At 56.1% G+C, this 21,279-nt stretch carries 18 protein-coding genes; 6 read left to right on the top strand and 12 right to left on the bottom strand.

Translation table 11 applies throughout. The annotated features are described in order from the left end of the window. Positions 1 to 198: 198 nt before the first annotated feature. The 6 genes from WBG04_RS03525 to WBG04_RS03500 all read left to right on the top strand — a co-directional run bounded on the left by WBG04_RS03525 (position 199) and on the right by WBG04_RS03500 (position 5,674). On the top strand, positions 199 to 747 hold the full coding sequence (locus WBG04_RS03525) for a hypothetical protein (protein ID WP_424312979.1): 549 nt from the start codon (positions 199 to 201) through the stop codon (positions 745 to 747). Between the two features lie 4 nt (positions 748 to 751). Then, positions 752 to 1,321 (top strand): hypothetical protein, encoded by a 570-nt coding sequence (locus WBG04_RS03520; protein ID WP_424312978.1) that lies wholly within the window; start codon positions 752 to 754, stop codon positions 1,319 to 1,321. A gap of 30 nt (positions 1,322 to 1,351) precedes the next feature. Continuing rightward, positions 1,352 to 3,304, top strand: a complete 1,953-nt coding sequence (locus WBG04_RS03515) for a heavy metal translocating P-type ATPase (RefSeq protein WP_424312977.1) — start codon at positions 1,352 to 1,354, stop codon at positions 3,302 to 3,304. Further along, on the top strand, positions 3,301 to 3,687 hold the full coding sequence (locus WBG04_RS03510; protein WP_424312976.1) for a hypothetical protein: 387 nt from the start codon (positions 3,301 to 3,303) through the stop codon (positions 3,685 to 3,687). The genes WBG04_RS03515 and WBG04_RS03510 overlap by 4 nt, the downstream gene beginning before the upstream one ends. Before the next feature lie 79 nt (positions 3,688 to 3,766). Continuing rightward, the gene (locus WBG04_RS03505) at positions 3,767 to 4,588 is read left to right on the top strand and encodes a hypothetical protein (protein WP_424312975.1); all 822 of its coding nucleotides are present in this window, start codon (positions 3,767 to 3,769) and stop codon (positions 4,586 to 4,588) included. Positions 4,589 to 5,371: 783 nt separating this feature from the next. Continuing rightward, a complete protein-coding gene (locus WBG04_RS03500; protein ID WP_424312974.1) occupies positions 5,372 to 5,674 on the top strand; it encodes a hypothetical protein in 303 nt (100 codons plus the stop codon). A gap of 116 nt (positions 5,675 to 5,790) precedes the next feature. Here WBG04_RS03500 and WBG04_RS03495 read toward each other — a convergent pair whose 3' ends face one another. From WBG04_RS03495 to zwf, 12 genes are all read right to left on the bottom strand, one after another. Next, positions 5,791 to 6,267, bottom strand: a complete 477-nt coding sequence (locus WBG04_RS03495; protein ID WP_424312973.1) for a hypothetical protein — start codon at positions 6,265 to 6,267, stop codon at positions 5,791 to 5,793. 5 nt (positions 6,268 to 6,272) lie between these two features. Then, positions 6,273 to 6,821: a hypothetical protein gene (locus tag WBG04_RS03490; RefSeq protein ID WP_424312972.1), complete on the bottom strand. Its 549-nt coding sequence runs from the start codon at positions 6,819 to 6,821 to the stop codon at positions 6,273 to 6,275. An 88-nt stretch (positions 6,822 to 6,909) separates the two neighbouring features. Then, positions 6,910 to 7,173, bottom strand: a complete 264-nt coding sequence (locus tag WBG04_RS03485) for a hypothetical protein (RefSeq protein WP_424312971.1) — start codon at positions 7,171 to 7,173, stop codon at positions 6,910 to 6,912. A 766-nt stretch (positions 7,174 to 7,939) separates the two neighbouring features. After that, complete coding sequence (locus WBG04_RS03480) at positions 7,940 to 11,035, bottom strand: efflux RND transporter permease subunit (protein WP_424312970.1); 3,096 nt, start codon at positions 11,033 to 11,035, stop codon at positions 7,940 to 7,942. Positions 11,036 to 11,092: 57 nt separating this feature from the next. Next, on the bottom strand, positions 11,093 to 12,649 hold the full coding sequence (locus WBG04_RS03475; RefSeq protein WP_424312969.1) for an efflux RND transporter periplasmic adaptor subunit: 1,557 nt from the start codon (positions 12,647 to 12,649) through the stop codon (positions 11,093 to 11,095). Between the two features lie 12 nt (positions 12,650 to 12,661). Then, on the bottom strand, positions 12,662 to 13,864 hold the full coding sequence (locus WBG04_RS03470) for a TolC family protein (RefSeq protein ID WP_424312968.1): 1,203 nt from the start codon (positions 13,862 to 13,864) through the stop codon (positions 12,662 to 12,664). A gap of 250 nt (positions 13,865 to 14,114) precedes the next feature. Then, on the bottom strand, positions 14,115 to 14,504 hold the full coding sequence (locus WBG04_RS03465; protein WP_424312967.1) for a hypothetical protein: 390 nt from the start codon (positions 14,502 to 14,504) through the stop codon (positions 14,115 to 14,117). 217 nt (positions 14,505 to 14,721) lie between these two features. Further along, positions 14,722 to 15,771: a potassium channel family protein gene (locus WBG04_RS03460; RefSeq protein WP_424312966.1), complete on the bottom strand. Its 1,050-nt coding sequence runs from the start codon at positions 15,769 to 15,771 to the stop codon at positions 14,722 to 14,724. Then, positions 15,768 to 15,977, bottom strand: a complete 210-nt coding sequence (locus tag WBG04_RS03455; protein WP_424312965.1) for a hypothetical protein — start codon at positions 15,975 to 15,977, stop codon at positions 15,768 to 15,770. Before WBG04_RS03455 ends, WBG04_RS03460 begins: the two co-directional genes overlap by 4 nt. A 3-nt stretch (positions 15,978 to 15,980) precedes the next feature. After that, positions 15,981 to 17,315: a site-2 protease family protein gene (locus WBG04_RS03450; protein WP_424312963.1), complete on the bottom strand. Its 1,335-nt coding sequence runs from the start codon at positions 17,313 to 17,315 to the stop codon at positions 15,981 to 15,983. A 37-nt stretch (positions 17,316 to 17,352) separates the two neighbouring features. After that, complete coding sequence (locus WBG04_RS03445) at positions 17,353 to 19,704, bottom strand: copper-transporting P-type ATPase (RefSeq protein ID WP_424312962.1); 2,352 nt, start codon at positions 19,702 to 19,704, stop codon at positions 17,353 to 17,355. Between the two features lie 66 nt (positions 19,705 to 19,770). Next, positions 19,771 to 21,279 carry a glucose-6-phosphate dehydrogenase gene (gene zwf, locus WBG04_RS03440; protein WP_424313012.1) on the bottom strand — a complete coding sequence of 503 codons (1,509 nt, stop codon included), beginning with the start codon at positions 21,277 to 21,279 and terminating at the stop codon, positions 19,771 to 19,773.

Genomic DNA, 21,279 nt, shown 5'->3' with positions numbered 1-21,279 from the left:
ATGAGAAACCCAGGGATCGGTGAAATGACACCGATCCGCGAATCGCCTCCTGTCGCAGCTCATCGCGGCAGGGGGCTTTCGGGTAGGCAGACGACTTTGTGAGAAGTCGAACAATTTGTCGGTCAATGCGGATCCTTCCCCGTGGCGCATCGCGGGGAGGGATCACATGGCTAGTTGAGAAATTGAATGTTGAGACTTATGAATATTATTTTATCAAGATTGCTGGTGGCGCTTCTGATGTGGTCGCCGATTTTCGCCGCCGATCCGGGTTCCTTTCTTGGCGTGAAAGCCAAGGTGGAGGGGAAGGCGAGCTACAAGGATGAGAAAGGCTCGTCCACAGGTGCCAAGACCCAAAGCCGGACTCTGAAGATCGAGGTATCAAACCTCGGGAGAGAAGACGTAGCCGCGACGAAGGTGAAGTGGATGATCTTCGGACATACGATGAAGGATCATAAGCTGGTCGAACTCAAGAATGGCGAGAGCACTGTGATGGTTCCTGCTCGGGACAAGGTCGAACTTTCCAGCGCCGAAGCAAAAGTCACTGGCACTAGGGAACACACCGTATCTTCCCGAAAGAGAAGTCGGGGGAAAACAAGGACGACATCCAAGAAGGTTCAGGCCTCGGGTGAGGAATATTTTGGGTATGCGGTTGAGGTGTATGTGAGCGGCAAGCTTGTCGCGTCGGAGTACAGCCAGCCAAGTCTTGAAAAGGAACTCCACCCCGAAAAGGAAACGAGAAAACACTAACGATATGAAATCACCGACAGTAGAAATGAGCGGCTATCCGATGCGGTCCACTCTCGATCAATCGATGCTTCGATGGACCTTCGGGGCCGTCTTTGCAGGGATGGTCGTCTATTCCCTAGCGGAATACTTTATTGAACGTCCGGAGGACGGGCTGACCTTCCTGACGCACCATCTCCTGCATGTACTGGTGATCGGGGTCGTCGTTTGGCTGGCGCTGGTGTTCGTGATCCGGCGTGCAGTGGTCGAACCCGCCTCACGGATCTTCATTCATTTACGCCGGGTCGCTTCGGGAAGGCTTGAGTATCTCGATTGCGAAATTGGAAGCCGCGAGGTCGGAGATGTCGTGGCGAGCATCAATGCTCTAGTTGGCACCCTCAAGCGAGTCCCTGAGCCGGACTCGGCATCGCGAGCCATGGACCGCGTGCGGGAACTCCGTGAAATTCTGAAGCAGAATTCCGACAAGTTGGGCGACGATACGGTACCTGCGATGAGGATGTTGACCCGTCTGGAGGGAGAGTTGCTCGAAGTGCTTCAGGAAACCGGGGCCGGGTCGTCGCCCACACTCGAACATTAAATTTTTCAATCCAACAAACCCCAACGAGCGATGCACCAACAGACCCAAGATGTGAAGAAATCCGACTGCGGCTGCGAGCACGACCACGCGTCGGGACTACCGCAGAAAACCCTGATCGCGGCGGCCGGAGTGCTCACGGGTCTGGGTTTGGTGTTGAAATGGACCGGTGTGCCGGAACTTTGGCAGATGATCGCATTCGCCATCGCCACACTTTCGGGAGGCGCGCTTGTTTTTCCCGCAGCGTGGAAAGCGCTTCTGAAGTTCAAGCTGGATATGAACGTGCTGATGACTGTGGCAGTGATCGGCGCGTGGATCATCGGCGAACATGCGGAAGCCGCCGCCGTGGTGTTTCTTTTCGCACTCTCCGAATGGCTTGAGGGATTGAGTGCAGAGCGGGCACGAAATGCGGTGCGCTCGCTTATGGCCCTCACGCCCGAGACCGCTTTGCTGAAATCGCCGGATGGAACGGTCGAGGAAGTCGCTGCAACAGGAGTCAGTGCGGGTGAACTGATCCTAGTGCGCAGTGGGCAGAGGATTCCGCTCGATGGCAAAGTGATCAGCGGGCGGTCAGCGGTAAACCAGGCTCCGATCACCGGGGAATCCATTCCAGTGGAAAAGGATGCTGGCGACGAGGTTTACGCGGGAACAGTCAATGGCGAGGGGTCCCTAGTGGTGAAGGTCACCAAGGCGGCTGCGGACTCGACCCTTGCAAGAATCACCCGAATGGTCGTGGAGGCGGAATCGAGCAAGGCACCAACCCAACGGTTTGTGGACAAGTTCGCGGCGATCTACACGCCGCTGGTTTTCGTTGCCGCGATTCTTACGGCGCTGATCGCACCTCTTTTTCTTGGAGGTGAGTGGCAACCATGGATCTACAAGGCACTGGCGCTGCTGGTGATTGCCTGTCCGTGCGCTTTGGTGATCGCGACACCGGTTTCGATTGTCTCCGGCCTTACCGCGCTGGCCCGGCGCGGTGTGCTGGTGAAAGGCGGCACGCATCTGGAGGCGCTCGGCAAGCTCAAGGCACTGGCCGTGGACAAGACCGGGACGATCACGGCCGGAAAGCCTCGGGTGGTAGCATTGAAATCCCTTTCGGAAGAAACGGAGGCACGTGTCCTTGCCCTGGCCGCTTCGATCGACAGTCACTCCGAGCATCCCATCGCTCGCGCCGTGGTCGAGCATGCCGAGTCGCGAAAGGTCTCCATTCCGAAGTCGATCAACTATCAGTCGATTCCCGGTCAGGGAGCGGAGGCGGAGATCGATGGAGTTTCCTATTTCGTCGGCAATCATAGGCTCGTTCACGCCAGCGGGTTGTGTGGGGAGAATCTGGAGTCGAAGCTTGGTGAGGTGGAGTCGAAAGGTCTCTCTCTGGCGGTTCTCGCGAGGCAGCCGCACGGGGCGGACCCGGGCGAGGTTCTGGGTTTGATTTCGATTGGAGATGCGCTCCGGCCGGATGCACAGCGTGCCTTGGCCGCGCTTCACGAGGCCGGACTGAAAAGGATCGTGATGCTTAGTGGCGACAACCAGAGAACGGTTGATGCGATTGCCGAGGAAGCCGGACTCGACGAGGCCTTCGGCGATATGATGCCCGAGGACAAGGTGACGAAGCTGCGCGAGATGATCGACCGGCACGGCCAGGTCGGAATGATCGGTGACGGGGTGAACGATGCCCCGGCGCTCGCGATTGCGAGCGTGGGGATCGCAATGGGTGCGATCGGCAGCGATACCGCCATCGAGACTGCGGACGTTGCTCTGATGAAGGATGACCTCGGCAAGCTCGCTGAGGCAATCAATCTCGGCAAGCGGACACTCGGCATGATCCGTTTCAATATCGGATTCGCCTTGCTTGTGAAAGCGATCTTCCTAGTGCTCACCTTCTCCGGCCATGCCACGCTATGGATGGCGATCCTTGCCGATACCGGCGCGACCTTGTTGGTGATTGTAAACTCATTGCGGCTGCTTGGTCGCCCTTCAGAAAAATGAGCAAGAAGCAACGGCGGTTAGAATCTTTAGCGGAGAACGTCAATAAGCGTCGTCCGGAGAAGAAGACCCCGCCCGCGACTCTAACAGTATGGGAGAAAATTCTGATCTTTGGGACCATTGCATTTCCGTTACTCCTCTTGGTGGGCATTTACGTGCGTTCCTCGGTCATTAGTTACGATAAGGCGATCCGCCAGCGAGTAGAGTCTTGGAAGACGAGGCACAATCTCACCCAATCTCAAATTGACGAGCTTATTGAAATCGAACTGAATTTTCACCGACATGAGAGACCATTTTCGGTGCAGCGAGTCCCTTCGAGCCATGAAATTGATGAACATCGAAAGACTATCAAGGAGCGGCTCGCCGGAAGCGCTGACGACCATTGATGGATACGCCGTTCTCTGTGTGTCGAAAATGACATAGTCTATTTCCGGTTCTCTCTCAGGTCACGACCACCATGCTATTATGATTTTGCACTATCTTGGTACCTACGGTTTTCGGAGTGAATCCCAAATATTCGTGGTAGGGTTGTTGGTGTTCTCCATCACCATCCTATTCTATGCCCGGAATGCAGCGGAACAGGATGTTGTCCAAGCGAGGTTGACGAGCCTACCTGTTGAATCTTGGCTCTCAGGGTATGACTGGCTGAGCCATGGAATATGGAGCAAGATAAAGCTTGCGACAGGAATGACGCTGGTGACCTTTTTGGTTTGTTCCTGCGACCAGGCGCCTGATCGCAGTGTGAATCAAAATGAGGATCAAGGAGCTTTGGCAAACTCTCTATTTGAAGATCGAGACAAGCTTGTTGCTGCCGTTGATCATCGGTTTGTAGAGGACAGGCTCATCGTGACAGCGGTGATTAAAAATCAATCTACCAAGTCAATTACGTTTGTCGATCATCCTGATTTTTGCGGGATCTCAGTTTATGCCGCTGACCGCCAGAAGGATGATCTGATCAATGGGGGTGTCTTTGTGACATACCATCGAGCGTCGGAAGCGGACTTGAAGATCGTTCCCCCAGGGGGAAGCTTCAAATATGAGCGCGATTATATTGTGCGTGCGGTTGAAGGCGATGCCATTGAAGTTGAAGAGTATCCACAGTTCTTTGAACCTAAGTCATTCATGCGCATCACCGATGATGCCCTTCAAGCTGTGTTTAGTTATGGTAAGTATCCAGACCGCCTTCCTGAAGACGTAGAGGGAAAGGGTCACAACTTCCTCATGACGAGACTTGAAGCGCGGGAGTTCTTCCTGCTCAATATTCACAAAACTCAACATCCTGAATAGGGTGAGCAATCCTTCGAGTTTTGCGAGGAAGTCCTGAGCGTGAGTGCAAGAGGTGGCCGCTTCGGGTTGACCATCAGTTGGAGAATCGGCTCATTTAAGGAGGGCGGGTGCTGGTGGCAAATAATTCCCACTTGACCCTCGGTGATGTCGGTATCCAGAACCATGGCGAGGGAGGGTGCGGGATGGGTTCTAGCGAGACTTGGGTCCGCACGACCGCCCCTCTGGTCGGGACGGTCGCTTATTCTGTCAGTTCATTCCGCTTGGTTTAAAGCGGTCCGAATCGTGATTGCGACGGTTTTTAGAGCCTCCCTTTACTCGGGTTTCCCATACGATTTGTGAGATTGATTTCGGGTGTAATAATAGGATGGAGTCGGATTCTGGTGTATTCCAAGGGTGCCATCCTCATTGTGCCGTTGCTTTCCTTCGGTTCACCATCAGGTAGAGGATTGGCAGCACGACGAGGGTCAGGCCGGTGGAAGAGCTCCCGGTTCTGCGACGAGTCCTCAATCGAAGTCTTTGGCAGCCTGCTGGAGGCGAAAATGCTGGGCGAAGCGCATCGTTAAAAATACAACCACCAACGACCGCATTCCTCCTTGGGTGACCTGACCCCTGCGGAGCTCGCGTCGCGCTGTCCTTCTCCGTTGCGGCCTACGGCCTCCGCTCCGAAGGACAGCAAACACCAACCTCAACTCTCATAGGCACTGGTTCAAAAAGCGGCGGCACTCCTCCAAAAAATTCGACTAAAACAATGCGGCCGCAGAATACACAAGATCCGATCTACTTATGCGAAAAATCATCCTCCTTGTCCTGATTTTAGTTTCGATTGCAGTCGAATTTCCTCTGGCATTTGGGATTTGGCGAGTCACGGCTTTCCTCGAACCGGAACTCATCCACGACAAATTAATGTCGCTCGGCGACACACGGGAGATGACAGACTTGGAGAGGTGGAAGATCAAACTGATCTGGATTCCTTTCGCGATAGTCACTGTAGGATTTACGTTTGCCCAAATCCTGATGGTGAAAGCGCTCTTGTTTAGGGCATCGCAGAATCCGAATCAGACTGAGGCCGGAAACACAAGCGACTAGCGAGTGACTTTTAGGTGCTCGCTGATCTCCTCGTAAAACTCCTGATCACCGAGGGCGATTTGCGGGTCGGCGCTTCACCTCTCCTGGGTAGCTGTTGATGAGATGCAATTGAACGGTCATTCGTCTTTACCCATGATGCTTGCCTTTTGCTCATCGAACCAGCTTGCCAAGCCTTCAAAGACTTGACGGTTATTCATCACCTCTGAGGCAACCTTCCAATTTGAAGGTTTTGGCAAGATCTTCCATTGGTTATCCTGCTTAACAAGGTAGATCGGGTCATAGTCCTCAGAATCCCGGCCAGGACGCTCTTCCTTGATCATGACGACCGCGCAATCGTGGTCGATTTTTTCAGTGATGGTGGTGTATGAAAATTTACCTGTCTTAAGGCCACTAACTATTCGTTCAATGGATTCTTGAGCTAGCTTATCAACAAGTGGGTGTAGGTTTGGAAACTCCGCAACTAACTTGGTGGCCTTGCCAGCTCTACCAGCCGCACAGAGTTCTTGAAACTGGATTAGGGTCTCTTTGGGGCTTATACCCCAAGCGGAAATTGAAGAGACACCCAAAACCAAAATAATCCTAAAGAACATCATAATTATTAACTCGTAGTGGACTTCAGAAGAAGAAATTGCACGTTGGTCCAGCCCTTAGTTTCGGCCAGCTCCTTAACGCGATCAGTGCAAATTAGGCAGGTTGTCTGTGGCGCGTCAGAAAAACTGCAGAGATCAAGTCCGTTCCAGCTCGACGTGCGGTAAATAGCTTCAGGTCGAGGAGAAGGCATCAAATTGGGAACCGGCTGGCCGTCGCCATCTAATTGGATCCCCATGAGATCCCATGCACGAGCAATACCTGGAATTGCCTCAAGAATATAATATTTCGGCGGAGACTCTTTTTGAAGTCGCTTCGCATTAATCTTTGCGATAGGCATTTCGGTTTTTCGAAGTATTTCGATTCCATTCTCTTCCAAATCGCGGAGAACGGACTCGCTGACAAAGAACGATGGAGGAGAGCTGCCGCATCCAATGAAGTCACTCCAAGTAGTGCCGCCGGGATCAATTTCCAGACCCGGAGGTTGCGGATCAATATTCCAGAAACCTAGCTTTCGATCTCTAAACGATGCTGGCATTCCGCTTAGGAATGGGGTCATTTGCTCCATTTCGAGAGGGCCATATCCCGCCGCCCAAGGGTATTTCCGTCCCCCTGTATGGTGTGAAGTTATTTGATAAAAAGACATACTATTTTGTCGATGGGAAAGCATCTCTAACTTCGATTAATCTAAGTAAAATTTGCGCTGTTGCAAGCTGAATTCCATCATTGAGTTCCTGCTGTTCAACGGCATCCCACCAATCATTGAAGTCACCACCACCAGCTCCTTGGTGCCAAACTTTGTGGTCCTCCTTGTGGGCCCAGCGACCAAAGGAAACATCGTTTACGTCGATTCCGTGTTCAGCAAACCAGCGACGCTTCTCCCAAGGAAAATCATGATGAGCTTGATACATCTTTCCCGGCTTAGGGCAAGTTCCGGGAACTCAATCGTTTCCGCACGTGCTCATAGCTGACTCCGATCATCAGCAAATGGATGGCGTTGAGGCGACGGTAGGTCTTCCCGTCCGGGCAACAGCCCATGGCCACATCCAACTCCTTTAGCGGGCAGGTTTCAGCATTAGGGGGTGGAGCGAACGACCGATTCCCGATCCTCGATCAATTCAAAAAACCGTAAAAGTCTTTCCTCGCGCCGGCAAAAATTTGGATTTCTCGAGCAGAATGAGGAGGTTCAATGCTCTGGAGGTAAAACGGTCAATTCAGCTTGGCACGACCACCTTGTTTCAGAGGTGGTCGTGCGGGATGCCGGATCAATTCGTGCGATTAGGCACGTTCCGCTCTGAAGTTGGACTACTTGCCGGCGGGATGTCCCATGCGGTGGGTGCTGGTTCCAGATGACTGCCTGGAGTATGACCTCACCCTATCCGAGGAGGACTGGGTGTTGCTTGGAAATCCTTTGCTTGGATTGCCCATTCGATGGGTGTCGCTCCTTGAAGGATCGGTGGAACACGAGGTAGTGGCAAAACCGAAGGTTAATATGCCGACTGTCGTAGCGATGGTTGCGAGGTACGTTTTCATGGATTGTTTGTTGTTTGTTCTTGGTTTGTTGCGGTCGTCAATCCGCCCGTGCTGGAGACTCCTCCGTGGATGGATTGAAGAGATTGATTTCGGGTGTAATAATAGGATGGGGTCGGATTCAGGTGTATTCCAAGGGTGCCATCCTCATTGTGCCGTTGCTTTCCTTCGGTTCACCATCAGGTAGAGGATTGGCAGCACGACGAGGGTCAGGGCGGTGGATGTGATGACTCCTCCGATGACGACGGTGGCGAGCGGTTTCTGGACTTCCGAGCCGACACCGGTGGAGATCGCCATAGGGAGAAAACCGATCGCATCGGTGATGGCGGTAGCGAGCACCGGGCGGAGGCGTTCGGTGGCGGCTTGTTTAACTGCGGTCACTGCGTCGGTGGCGTCCTGAAGGTTGGAGCGGATCGCCTCGATGAGAATTTGGCCGTTGAGAACGGCGATGCCGAAGAGAGCAATGAAGCCGATGGCGGCGCTGATGCTGAACGGGATGTCGCGTATCCAAAGAGACAGCACGCCGCCCACCAGAGCGAAGGGAATCCCGAGATAGATGAGGGCGACATCCTTGAAGTTCCGCAAGCTGAGATAGAGCAGGACGAAGACGAGAATCATGGTCAGGGGGACGACCAGAGAGAGGCGGTTGTGGGCGCGTTCGAGGTTTTCGAACTGGCCACCCCACTCGATGACATAGCCTTCCGGAAGGTCGATCTCCTCGGCGATCTTGCGCTTGGCTTCCTCGACGAAGGAGACGACATCGCGGCCATCGACGTTGCTCTGGACACGGATCAGGCGGCGGCCCCATTCGCGGTTGATTGTGGCTGCACCGGGAGCCTCGACGACATCGGCGACATCTGAAAGGGGGATGTTTGCGCCAGTAGATGTTGGAATGACGAGGTTCCGCACCGCGTCGATCTGGGTGCGGTATTTGTCCGGTAAGACGACGGCCAGGGGAAACTGGCGCTGGCCTTCGTAGATCTCGCCTACGCGGAGCACGCCTATCGCCTCGATGTAGGGAAGAATTTCGGAGGCGGAAACCCCTAGCCGAGCCATCTTTTCGGGGCGGAGCTCAATACGGAGTCCCGGTTGGCCGCTGATCTGATCGGTGGATACGTCAGCCTGCCCCGGAATATCGACGAGAACGCTCTGAATCTCATCGCTCAGCTGGGTGAGCGTTTCGAAGCTGTCACCGTAGATCAGGATGCCGACATCGGAGCGCACGCCGGATTCCATTTCGTTGAGCCGCATCTCGATGGGCTGGGTGAAGAGAATATTGACGCCCGGCAGGGTAGATACGGTTTCCTGCATTTGGGTCACGAGTTCGTCTTGGGTCGAGGCACGGGTCCATTGTTCGCGTGGCGTCAGGGATAGAAAAATGTCGGTCAGCTCGGTTCCCATCGGGTCGGTCGCGATCTCGGCGGTGCCGATGCGGCTCCAGACATGGCGTATCTCATCGGGAAAGTTTTCCTTCAGCAGTTGTTCGATGCGGGTGTTGTAGTCGGTGGATGTATCGATCGAGGTGCCTGCCAGGCGGATGGTGTTGGCGGTGATCGCGCCTTCACTCAGGCGTGGGATAAACTCGCCGCCGAGCCGGGTGGCCACGATACCGGTAACGACGAGTAACGCGACGACGATGGCGAGAACAGGCCAGCGAAGTTTCAAGACCAAGCCTAGGATCGCCGAGTAGCCGCCGGTTAGTTTGCGCGAAAGCCAGCCTTCGGTGGCTTTGAATTTGCGGGGAAGGAACAGATGCCCGAGAACCGGTGAGGCGACGATGGCAATGATCAACGCACCCAACAACGCGAGGATGAATGTGATTGCCATGGGCCGGAACATCTTCCCTTCGGTACCTTCGAGGGTGAGGATGGGCAGGAAAACAACGGCGATGATTCCCATGCCGAAGAGGATGGGTCTTGCGACCGAACGGCTGGATTCCAGAATGCAGTCGAAGCGTTCGGCGATGGTCAGCTTGCGTCCAGCTTGGCGGGTGCGCTCGGCGAGGCCGCGCAAGTTCGCCTCGGTCATGACGACGGAACCATCGACGATCAGGCCGAAGTCAATCGCCCCGAGACTGAGTAGGCTGGCGGTGATGGCGAAGTAGTTCATCCCGAGAACTGCAAAGAGCATGGCCAGCGGGATACAGATGGCGACGAGCAGACCGGCGCGGACGTTTCCGAGAAGAATAAGCAACGTGAGCGTGACCAGAACCGCTCCGCCGATGAGATTGTGGCTCACGGTATCGAGCACCGCATCGGTCAGCTCGGTGCGATCATAGACGACTTCCACTTCCACGCCGTCTGGGATCGAGGGACGGATTTCCTCAAGACGCACTTTCAAAGCCTGAGTGACTTCCTGGGCGTTCTCGCCCATCAGCATGAAGGCCAGGCCAAGCACGACTTCGCCATTGCCATCGGCGGTGACGGCACCACGACGCAGCTCACTGCCGATGCGGACCTCCGCGATGTCCGACACGCGGACGGGTGTGCCAGCGCTGGAGGCTACCTCGATGCGCTCAATTTCCGGAATGGATGTGACGCGACCGATTCCGTGAACGAGCAAATCCTGGCCACTGACGGTGACGCGACCGCCGCCGACATTGCGGTTGTTGTTCTCAAGAGCCTCGACGACATCTTGCAGTGCTAGGTCGAACATCAGCAGTAGCTCGGGGTCGACGACGACGTGATACTGCTTTTCCAGGCCGCCCCAAGAATTAACTTCAGCGACGCCTCGCACCTTGCGAAGTTCCGGCTTGATGATCCAGTCGTGAATGGTGCGCAGCTGCTCAAGCGTTCGACTATCGTCGCTACTACGAATGACGTAGTGGAAGATTTCGCCGAGTCCGGTCGAGATAGGACCCATTTGCGGGGTGCCAACACCATCGGGTAATTCGACGGTGAGCAGCCGTTCGGAGATGTATTGCCGGGCAGTGGTGATCTCGGTGTCATCATCGAACGTGGCGACGACCTGCGAGAGCCCGAATTTTGAAACTGAGCGGACGCTGGCGAGACCAGGAAGCCCGGAAATCTCCAGCTCCACAGGAAGGGTGATCTGCTGCTCGATCTCCTCGCCGTTTAACGAAGGTGCGACGGTATTGATCTGAACCTGGATCGGGGTGGTGTCGGGGAAGGCATCGACCGGCACACGTGAACCGGCCCAGAACCCCGCGACCACCAGCAGTGCGGTGAAAAGGAAGACCAGCAGACGGTTGGCGAGACAGAAGCGGATAAGATGAGTGAACATGGATGCGGAATCGGATGAGAAAACTGGAATGGAGCGGAACTAGACGGACAGCGGCAATCAGTCATCGACGCAACCGGCGCCGAGCAGGGATTTGAGAAATTCGGAGCGCAGGATGTAGCTGCCTTGGCTGACGATCTGATCGCCAGGGGCGAGTCCGCTACGGATCGCGGTGACTTGTTCGGAACCAGTATCGGGCGTGAGTTCAACGCGGGTCGCGGCATAGAGAGCGGGCTCGATGCGAACGAAAACGAAAGGCACGCCATCGATGGTTTGGATCGCGCCAGTGGGTACCGCGAGAGAAGAGCTGGCCTCACCAAGGTGGATGCGTGCCTCGCCATACAGTCCTTTTCGTAGGGCCGTGGGTGGTGTAGTGACCAGAGCCCGTGCCTGAATGCGGCGGGTCTTTTCATCAATCGCGCTGGCCACCCAGACGAGTTCACCGGTGATGATCGTGTCCGGTAGGTCAGCGAAGATCGCGCTGACCTCCATGCCGGGAGCGAGGCCAGCCGCGTCGCGTGCGGGGATCGAAAGCTCAAGCCACATGGTCGAGAGATCGGCGAGGACGAAGATTGCATCGCCGGGCTCGATCCGTTCGCCAGCGGCGACGTCTCGTTCAACGATCGTTCCGGCAAATGGAGCCTTCAGCGTGAGTAGTGAAGTCGGGCGGCCATCAGAGGCTAATAGGTCGATTTCGTTGTCGCTCAGCCCGAGATTGAGCAAGCGCTGGCGGGCGGCTGCTAGATCGACATCGGCGACTTCCGCAGCGGCTTCGGCGGTTTCGAGATCGGCGACTGCGGAGATACGTTTGTCAGCGAGCTGGCGCTCGCGATCGGCTTGGAGTCCCGCGAGTTTCTTCGCGGCGGCGGCAGCGAGGAACCGACTTTTCATCTCGGCGAACTCGGGTGAATGGACCGTGCCGAGAATGTCTCCGGCAGCGACCGTCTGACCGGGGACGACAGCAATTTCGCGGACGATGCCTTCGACCAGAGGTGTGATCTTCGCGACTTGGTTCTGATTGTAATCGACTGTTGCGTATGCCTCGACTGCGGGCTGCGCGTTGGTGGTTTCGGGTTTGGAAACCTCGACGCCGACCCTCTCCATCGATTCGGCGGAGGCGACGCGGATCTTAAGGCTCTCGCCCGGCTTGAGTCCGGCAGCGAGTTGCGGCTGGCAGACGGCGCATTCCTTTTCGGGGACACCGTGTTCCTTGCACATCAGCACGTCGGCGGGTTCCGACGGAGCAGTGGCGTCAGTTTCCTTGCTCTTGAGTTCGGGGTGGCAAAGATAGCATTCGTCTTCAAAAACACCATGTTCTGAGCAGTAGAGGCGCTTGGGATCCTTCAGCTCCGGATGGCAGAGGAAGCATCGGTCCTCGTAGCGGTCGTGCTCTTTGCACCAGAGCCGACCGGCGTCTCGTTTTGAGGCGTCGCAAATGAAGCAACCCTCGCCGGTCGGGCATTCAGCCACGACGTGGACTTCGATTTCCCCACCGGAGGATTCCTCGCTCGCTTCGGGCTTGTTAGAGGGTTCACTTTTCTCGGCATTACACGCGGCGAAAAAAACGGTGAGGATGCCCAGGCCGATGACCTGACTTAGTTTTGGTATCGATTTCATGGCTTGTTGGTTTCAGTTGTTAGATAGGGTTTTTAGAGAATTGTGGGCGCGGAGAAGATCAGCTTGAGCGCGGGCTTGGCCACGCTCGACCTCGAAGAGGGTTTCGCGGGCATCGAGGACTTCGAGCAGAGACGCCTTGCCAGCGGAGTAGGCTTCGCGGGTGTCATCCAGGCCTTGGCGGGCGGCGTTGATGGTTCGTGAATCGAACTCGTTGGCGCGACTCCGGGCGGCTTGGAGGTCAGCAGACAGTTTGGCAAATCGGGAACGAAGATCACTTTCAGTGGAGCGACCTTCGGCATTGGCACGACCAAGGCGCTCCTTCGCGGCCTGGATATTGCCCTGATTGCGATCAAAGATCGGGAGCGGGACGCGGACCCCGACAATCGCGGCCGTTTCATCGGCATCCCGCAGTTCACGGATTCCACCGCCAACTTCGACGTCGGAATAACGCTTTGCCTTTTCGAGGTCGTAGGTCGCTTGGGCACGAGCATAGCGCAGTGCTGCGGCACGCATCGCGGGATGCCGTGAGATTGCGGCCTCAGGATTCGGTGGAGCACTTCCCCCGGGCGCGGTCAGTGATCCGGCGGCGGTGACATCGGCTGCTCCGCCGCCCCAGGTTTGGCTCAACTCGGCGGCGGCATTGCTTTCCGCCGAACGGGATTCGGCGAGGAGTTCCTTCGCTTCGGAAACAGCCAGCTTCGCCTTGCCGACATCGATACGATTGCTTTTCCCGGCTTCGAGTAAGGCGTCGAGAGTGCCGAGGTTCTCTTCGGCGCGAGTTACGTTCTGCTCGCTGAGTTCCCGGACCTGACGGGCTTCGAGCAGGGTGGTGAACCCACGATCTGCAGCAATCCTGATCTCGCGTTCTTCGCTGGCGATCTCGGCTCTTTGCGCCTCGGCTTCGAGCGCAGCGACGAGGGAACGCTTGGAGCGTTTGCCGCCAAGTTCGAGCTTTTGAGAGAGAGCTGCGGTAATTTCTGCTCCATCAAATCCACGGCTGCCGCCATTTCCTGCGAAGTTCTCCACATCGAACCCGAGTTCTGGATTCGGCGGCAATCCGGCCTGAACGATTTCAGATTCAAGTGCGCGGAGTTCGGCCCGCTGAGATTGTAAGGTTGGATTGTAAGTCAGCGCATGGCGGATGGCTTGATCGCGGCTGACCGACCCTCGCAATGCGGGGGCGGATGCGAAGTTGTTCGAGAACTTCGCTTGCATGAAAGTAGACGTGCTGCCGAGCGAGTCGGAAGGATCGTCCGTGGCGCATGATATGAGCAGGATCGGGAAAAGAATAAAAATTGAATGACGAGGGTGCATGAAATGAAGTCAGTAGAGTTGGCGTGATGCGGCTACAGCAAGAGGGCTGTGATTCAAAATGGACCGCCGAGAAATCGCGGGTCACAAGCATCCTGCAGCGCTCATGGGCGTGCGGATGGCAAGGCGGCAGGTCCGAAAAAGGACCAGCGCTTCAAAGGCGCAATACGACGCCCGACATCAAGGCTTTCCTCAATGGGACAGCCGGATCGGGAGCGTCCAGAGCGGACAGCCGCCTGTTCGCTTGGCTCTCTGACAGAATGGAGTCATCCGTGTCGAAAAGGGTCGCGAATTCAAAGGGAAGGATGATGCAGGGCTGAGACGGAATCTTAACCGAATCGGCGAGAACTGGATCGAGTCTGACTTCGTGTTCCTCGCAATCGTCGTCGTTGCACGGACAGTGGCAGGGGCTTTCGCGATCTTCACCCTGAGCGAAAATCTCAGGCTCGCAGAAGTAGCTACCTCCCGAAAGATCGAAGCATACACTGCGTCCCTGGCTGCAAAGCAGCAGGAGTAGAAGCAGGATGCGGATCGCGACGTTCACGGCAATTAGAACTCTAGGTAAGCTTAGTTAGTGTTCTAGTCAACCCAGAGTTGGTTTCCGCAGATCTCTTGTATGTGGTGGAAGCCATTTCGCTACTAAGAGTAGTGAAAGCCGATGGTATTCCCCAATGCTTGCAAATTGGGATGCCGATGAGAAAGCACCTCATCTTGAAGCATCTACGGATACTCCAGACGAGCATTCCGAGCAGGCCGGTTATTTATGGATCGTTTTGTTTTACTTGGCCAACTGTTGGGGTGAAGGAACCCAATGGGGTAAGATCACTCCAGGTCCATCCTGCGTCTTCGACGAAGGCCCGGAGGTGTCTGCGGCGCTGGCTGGAATCGGAAACGGCTTCTTCTAGCTCCTTTGCGTCGGCCATAGGGATCCCTGCATTTGCAAGTCGGGCCACTTCAGGTGGTGAGGGATTTTCTCCTGCTCGCTGGACATAGGTGGTACCCAGCATGTCAAGTAGGCCATTGATCGAACGGCGGGCGTGCAGAATCTCTGAAGGATGGGGGCGCGTGTTCGGAGCCGCCGCGTGGGCGATCAGGGCCAATGCCTCGTCGAGAACCGCGATTCCGATGGCAAGCGAGGCTTCGACCTTGATACTTTGGAAATAGTGGAGGACGGGATATTCCAAGTGTCGTTGCGCGTGCAGATGGATCATCGGGGAAAGGGTGGATGAAGTTTTTCTCATCAGCATGTCGAAGCCCTTTCCATCCCATGCCTCGATTACCACGCTTTGGGGATCGGCTCCGAGATCTCGGATCATTGCCGCAAGCTGGCGTTTTTGAGTCGCGGCTGAAAGAACCGGTAGCAGGTAGGTAATGGAGAGGGTGACGAGGAAAAGGCCGCTGAATGAGGATACTACGGTGACGAGTTGCCAGAACGGGCCGTTCGGGACGAAGTCACCGTTTCCGAGGGTGAAGAGGGTGAAGCCGGTGAAATACGCGCGGTCAATATGGCCAGCATCCATACCGGTTTTTGTATTCACGATACTGGATGGGTCAGCGCAGAACAGCACCATCCATCCAAGCCAGAGCATCAGGACACCACCGAAGATGACCACGAGCATACTGAGGCTGCCTACGACAGGCAGAAGTCTTCTTCGCAAGGGAGACGGACATCTTTTCACCAATGCCCACATCACTCTACAAACCCTTCCGCTGAGCGGGCCTGCACCGTGCGGCATCACGGTCGTCCAGAGGGCGTCAATAAGTGTGACCGCGAGAAGAGCGATCCCGCAGGCGAGGAGCAGTGGATTCATGATTTGGCGCAGCTTGAAGGGAAATAGGGATGGTCGATAGGCATCGGTTCGATGACGAAGGGGACCAACTTCAATTGCTGGGTGGGCGGGAGTGAAGTTCTACGGAAGTGGAGGTCGCCGATGATATGAATAAGCATTCCAGCGTCGAGCTGAGTAGCAGACTTTTTCGTGGATAGCTTCACAATCAGGTCGAGTTCAGCAATCATCTATCAAAGATAGGGGCAATGGAAGCCGGCGGCGTTCCATAAGGCGTGAGGCAAAGGAATGACGATGGCGGCGAGGATGGCAAAGGTCGCGTAGCCAAGCCAACGGCGGCCATCCGGAATCGGAGTCACGTCATTGAGCGGCGGGGCACCGCGACCGGCGATGAAGAACACGATGAACGCCCACATCATGAGCCCAGGCCAGATGAAGATGGCCAGCATGAACAGCGTCCACATCGCAACTCGGCTGACGTTCATGCCGGTGCGCGTACCAAACATGGCCCGCGCCATGTGGCCGCCGTCCAGCTGGCCAATGGGCAAGAGGTTGAGCGCAGTGATCAATAGACCAAGCCAGCCGGCGAAGGCAAGCGGGCTAAGGCGAACGAGGTGTCCCGATTGTAGGGCATCGCCGAATGATAGTTTGGCGAGCAGCGCAAAGAGGAGCGATGACCCAGCTGAAGTGCCACCAAACATGTGACCGAGTGAATCGGTGTCGGGCGGAAGTATGGTTGAAGTGCGTAAGCCGACCAGCAGTGCTGGAATGGCGATTGCCAGCCCGGCCAGCGGCCCAGCAACGGCAACATCGAAGAGGGCGGTGCGATTCTGCGACGGAGTGCGCATTTTGATAAACGCGCCGAAGGTCCCGAGTGCAAAGGGCACGGGGATGAAAAAGGGTGGAGTGACATCGATCCCGTGTCGTCGCGCCGCGAAGTAGTGTCCCATTTCGTGGACTCCAAGAATGGCTAGCAAGCCGAGGGAATAGGGAAGCCCGGCGATGAGTCGTTCCGGCTCGTTCAAGGGATTGATTCCTTGGTGGGCGGCACCCGCCCATGTGGTCGTGAGGATTGTGAGAGCGAAGAGAAGCCAATGAATCACAGGACGGGAAGGATTCGCAATGTCCGCCTCGCGCGCTCCTGCGGGGAGAATGATGATCGCCTCACCATGCTTCTCGTCTTGCTGAATGAGTGGAATGCTACCGGCTTCAAGAGTTCGGGAGAGGGATTCAAAGGCGGCAGAAGCAGGTAGTTTTAGCGGCCCTTGAAATGCCTGGATGCCGTCGTGATCCGTAGCAACGTGAATATCCATGACAGCTTTGACCGATTCCGGTTGCTGGTCCTCATGAAGCATTCGCGGTCGGGTTTCTGCGGTGTCCTTCTCTTCATCACGAGGAATTCCGATAATGGTCCAGATCAGTAGGAAGCAGAACATCAGAGCAATCCAGAACCATGCGCTTGAAACCAAGGCACCACCAGGAAGCAGGAAAATGATCACCACTGGAAGGCTGACCAGAAGGATGAAGGTTAGTCGTGACGCGATGGGGATATGTCGATGGCTGCTCATTGAACTTGAGGTCTTTGAGACCAGTGTGATGTAATCTTTATAGTGATACTCTTCGGAGACGGAGTGCGTTCAGGATAACTGACAGCGACGAAATACTCATGGCGGCACCGGCGATCATGGGGCTGAGCAGGAGACCGGTGACGGGGTAGAGCAATCCGGCTGCAATGGGCACTCCAAGGGCGTTGTAGATGAAGGCGAAGAACAGGTTTTGGCGGATGTTCTCCATCACGGCGCGACTCACATGGATGGCTTTGGTGATGCCCATCAGGTCACCTTTGACCAGAGTGATTCCGGCGCTTTCGATGGCAACGTCGGTGCCAGTACCCATGGCGATTCCGACGTTTGCTTCTGCCAATGCGGGAGCATCGTTGATGCCGTCTCCGGCCATCGCGACGATGGCACCACTAGCCTTGAGTTTGCGGACGATCTCGATCTTGTCTTGGGGAACGACTTCGGCATGCACCTCGTCGATTCCGAGTTCGTGGGCGACGGCTTCGGCCGTTTTGCGGTTGTCGCCGGTACACATGATGACCTTCAGACCGAGTGCATGCAGTGCCTTAATCGCTTCGGCGGAGCTTTCCTTGATGGGGTCGGCGATGCCTAGAATCCCGGCGGCACTGTCATCGATGGCAATCCAGACGACCGTGCGTGCTTGCTCCTGCCAGGTGCCGGCTTCTTGAACGAGATCAGTAGGAAGCTCGATGCCGTTGTCGGTGAGAAAACCCGCTTTCCCGACACGGATGGTTTTCCCATCGACTGTTCCCGTGACGCCTCCGGCTGTGGTTGAGGCGAAGTCCTTGGCGTCCAGCAACTCGATGTTGCTCTCCCGCGCTTCGTCGACGATGGCGCGTGCCAGAGGGTGCTCACTACTGGTTTCGATGGCGGCGGCGAGTTGCAGCAAGCGGCTTTCCTCGATTTCATCCACGGCCTTGCGGTGAGTGACGCGGGGTTTGCCGGCTGTTAGAGTTCCGGTTTTGTCGGTAACCAAATGAGTGACTTTCTCGGTGATCTCGATGGCTTCGGCATTCTTGACAAGGATTCCGATCTGGGCGGCGCGGCCAACTCCGACCATGATCGACATCGGCGTGGCGAGGCCGAGAGCACACGGGCAGGCGATGATAAGGACCGACACTGCATTTACCAAGGCGTAGGCCATCGCTGGGACTGGCCCGAAGATCGCCCAGACGATGAAGGTGATGATGGCAATGGCGATGACGATGGGCACAAACCAGCCAGCTACCGAATCGGCGAGCTTCTGGATCGGAGCACGGCTGCGTTGGGCCTCGGCCACCATGTGAACGATCTGGGAGAGGAGGGTTTCCGAGCCAACCTTCTCGGTTCTCATGACGAAGCTGCCTGTTTGATTGATCGTAGCTCCGATCACTGGGTCACCCTCACTTTTGCCAACGGGCAGGGGTTCGCCAGTGATCATCGATTCATCGAGGTTGCTGTGCCCTTCGGTGATGACACCGTCGATGGGAACCTTTTCACCTGGTCGGACTCGCAGTAGGTCACCCTTTTTCAAGTCATCCACCGGCACGTCCTTTTCTTTTCCATCGATCAATCGGTGAGCGGTCTTTGCTGCTAACCCGAGTAGGGCCTGAATGGCTTGGCCGGTGCGGCTGCGTGCCTTGGCTTCCAGTAGCTGACCCAGCAGGACCAGCACAGTGATGACGGCGGCCGCTTCGAAGTAGAGGCCAACCTCGCCATGCTCGCGGAATGATTCGGGAAAAATATCCGGGGCGAGGACTGCCACGGCACTGTAGACGAATGCGGCTCCAACGCCGGTCGCAATCAAGGTGAACATGTTGAGGTTTCGCGTCTTCAACGACCTCCAGGCTTTGGTGAAAAACATTCCGCCAGCCCAGATGACGACCGGAGTGGTAAGGGCGAATTCAATCCATTTCGAAATGTGCTTCGGGATCAGCGCCGCGATGTCGAAGCCCGGGATCCAGTGAGCCATTGCGATAACGAAAACCGGTAAAGTCAGGATGGCGGAGATCCAGAATTTTCGCGAAAGTGAGCGGATCTCTTCGTCATCCCCATCGTCTGCGGCGGGGACACCTTTTGGTTCGAGCGCCATCCCGCAAATGGGACAGTCGCCCGGATGATCCTGCTCGATCTCTGGATGCATCGGACATGTGTAGATGGTCGCCGATGCCGTGGACTTCCAAAGCGGATTTCGCTCAAGAGCCATGCCACATTTCGGGCAGTCGCCAGGTTTGTCGGATTCGACGCCCGGGCACATCGGGCAGAAGTATTTGGCCTGAGCCGAAGGTGTAACGTCGGTCTCCGAATGATGGTGAGCGTCGCTGCTATGTGCAGCTTCGTCGTGGCCTTTGCCACCGCAGCATGGCCTGTTCGGGTTGTCTTGCTGATGATCGTCCATATCTAATTCGTCGTTGGGAGGAAGGGGTGGGGGTGAATCCCGCACTACGGTTCTCGCTCATGAATGCTAGCTTGTCCACCAGTGACCTCCGTCCGGTTGGATAAGTCGCGTGGATGCATCCGGTCCCCATGTTCCGGATGGGTAATTCGGGAAATCGTCGGGCGGATTATCTTTCCATGTCTGGAGGATTGGATCGGCGACCTTCCACGCGGCTTCCACCATGTCGGTTCGATGGAAGAGTGTCGGGTCGCCCACCATACAATCGTAGAGAAGTTTTTCGTAGCCGGTAGTCGGGGTGACTTTTCCAAACTGAGAGTAATCGAAATCGAGAGTCACCGCCTGGGTTTGAATCATCGGTCCCGGCGTCTTGGCACGCATCTGAAGGGTGATTCCTTCCTCGGGCTGAATGTGGATGATGAGAAGATTCGGGCCGAGGGGCGAACAATCGGAGCCTCCGAAGAATGAATGGGGCGGGCTCTTGAAGCGGACGACAATTTCGGTTGTCCGGCGGGGAAGTCTCTTCCCCGTCCTTAGATAGAAAGGCACTCCCGCCCATCGCCAGTTGTCCACCCAGAGCTTGGTTGTGGCAAAGGTCTCGATCTGGGAGTCAGGTGATACTCCCGGCTCGTCGCGATAGCCCGGAACTTCGACTCCGTCCACGCTTCCCGGCCCGTATTGACCACGCACGGTGTCGTTCAGAACGTCCTCCCGAGATGGAATGCGGATACTCTCCAACAGCTTGACCTTCTCGTTGCGGATGGCCTCTCCGGCAGACGATGATGGCGGCTCCATGGCAATGAGCGCGAGCAGCATCAGCATGTGGCTTTGCATCATGTCACGGACTGCGCCGGTGTTTTCGTAGAACGCACCGCGTCCCTCGATACCAATCGCTTCCGCTGCGGTGATCTCAATGTGATCGATAAAGTTCCGATTCCAAACCGGTTCGATCATGTTGTTCCCTAGTCGGAACACGAGAATGTTTTGCGTGGTTTCCTTGCCGAGGTAGTGATCGACCCGAAAGATCTGCCGTTCGGCGAGGATGGAGGTCAGTGATGTATTCAAGGTGCGGGCGGAAGTCAGATCGCGCCCAAAGGGTTTCTCGATGACGATCCGCCTCCAGGTCTGGTGATCCTCTGAAGTTAGTTCGGTCTCATGCAGCTTCTCTGCGATGGTGGAAAAAGACTCTGGTTGGACCGATAGATAGAAAAGGGCATTGCCCCCGGTGTGATGGTGTTCGTCGGTTTCGGCGAGGATGACCTTGAGTTGCTCGTAGGTCTCTGCCTCGTCAAAGGAACCCCGGCAGTATCGAATCCTTTCTTCGAATTCCCGCCACAGGTCATCATCCACTTCTTGAGTGCCAAACTCCACAATGGCTTCCCTCATTTTGCCCCTGAACTCATCCTCGGACCAAGGCCTCCGGGCTACGCCAACGATGCTGAAATTTTCCGCGAGCAAACCGTCGACCGCGAGATTATAGAGCGAGGGGATGAGCTTCCGCTTCGTAAGATCACCGGAAGCACCAAAGATGACGATGGCGCATGGATCACCTCGGTTTTCGGCTGAACTAGTGGACAC

This window comes from Haloferula sp. (assembly GCF_049672945.1).
Taxonomy (GTDB): Bacteria; Verrucomicrobiota; Verrucomicrobiia; order Verrucomicrobiales; family Akkermansiaceae; genus Haloferula.
This window is presented reverse-complemented; position numbering and strand designations above follow the sequence as displayed.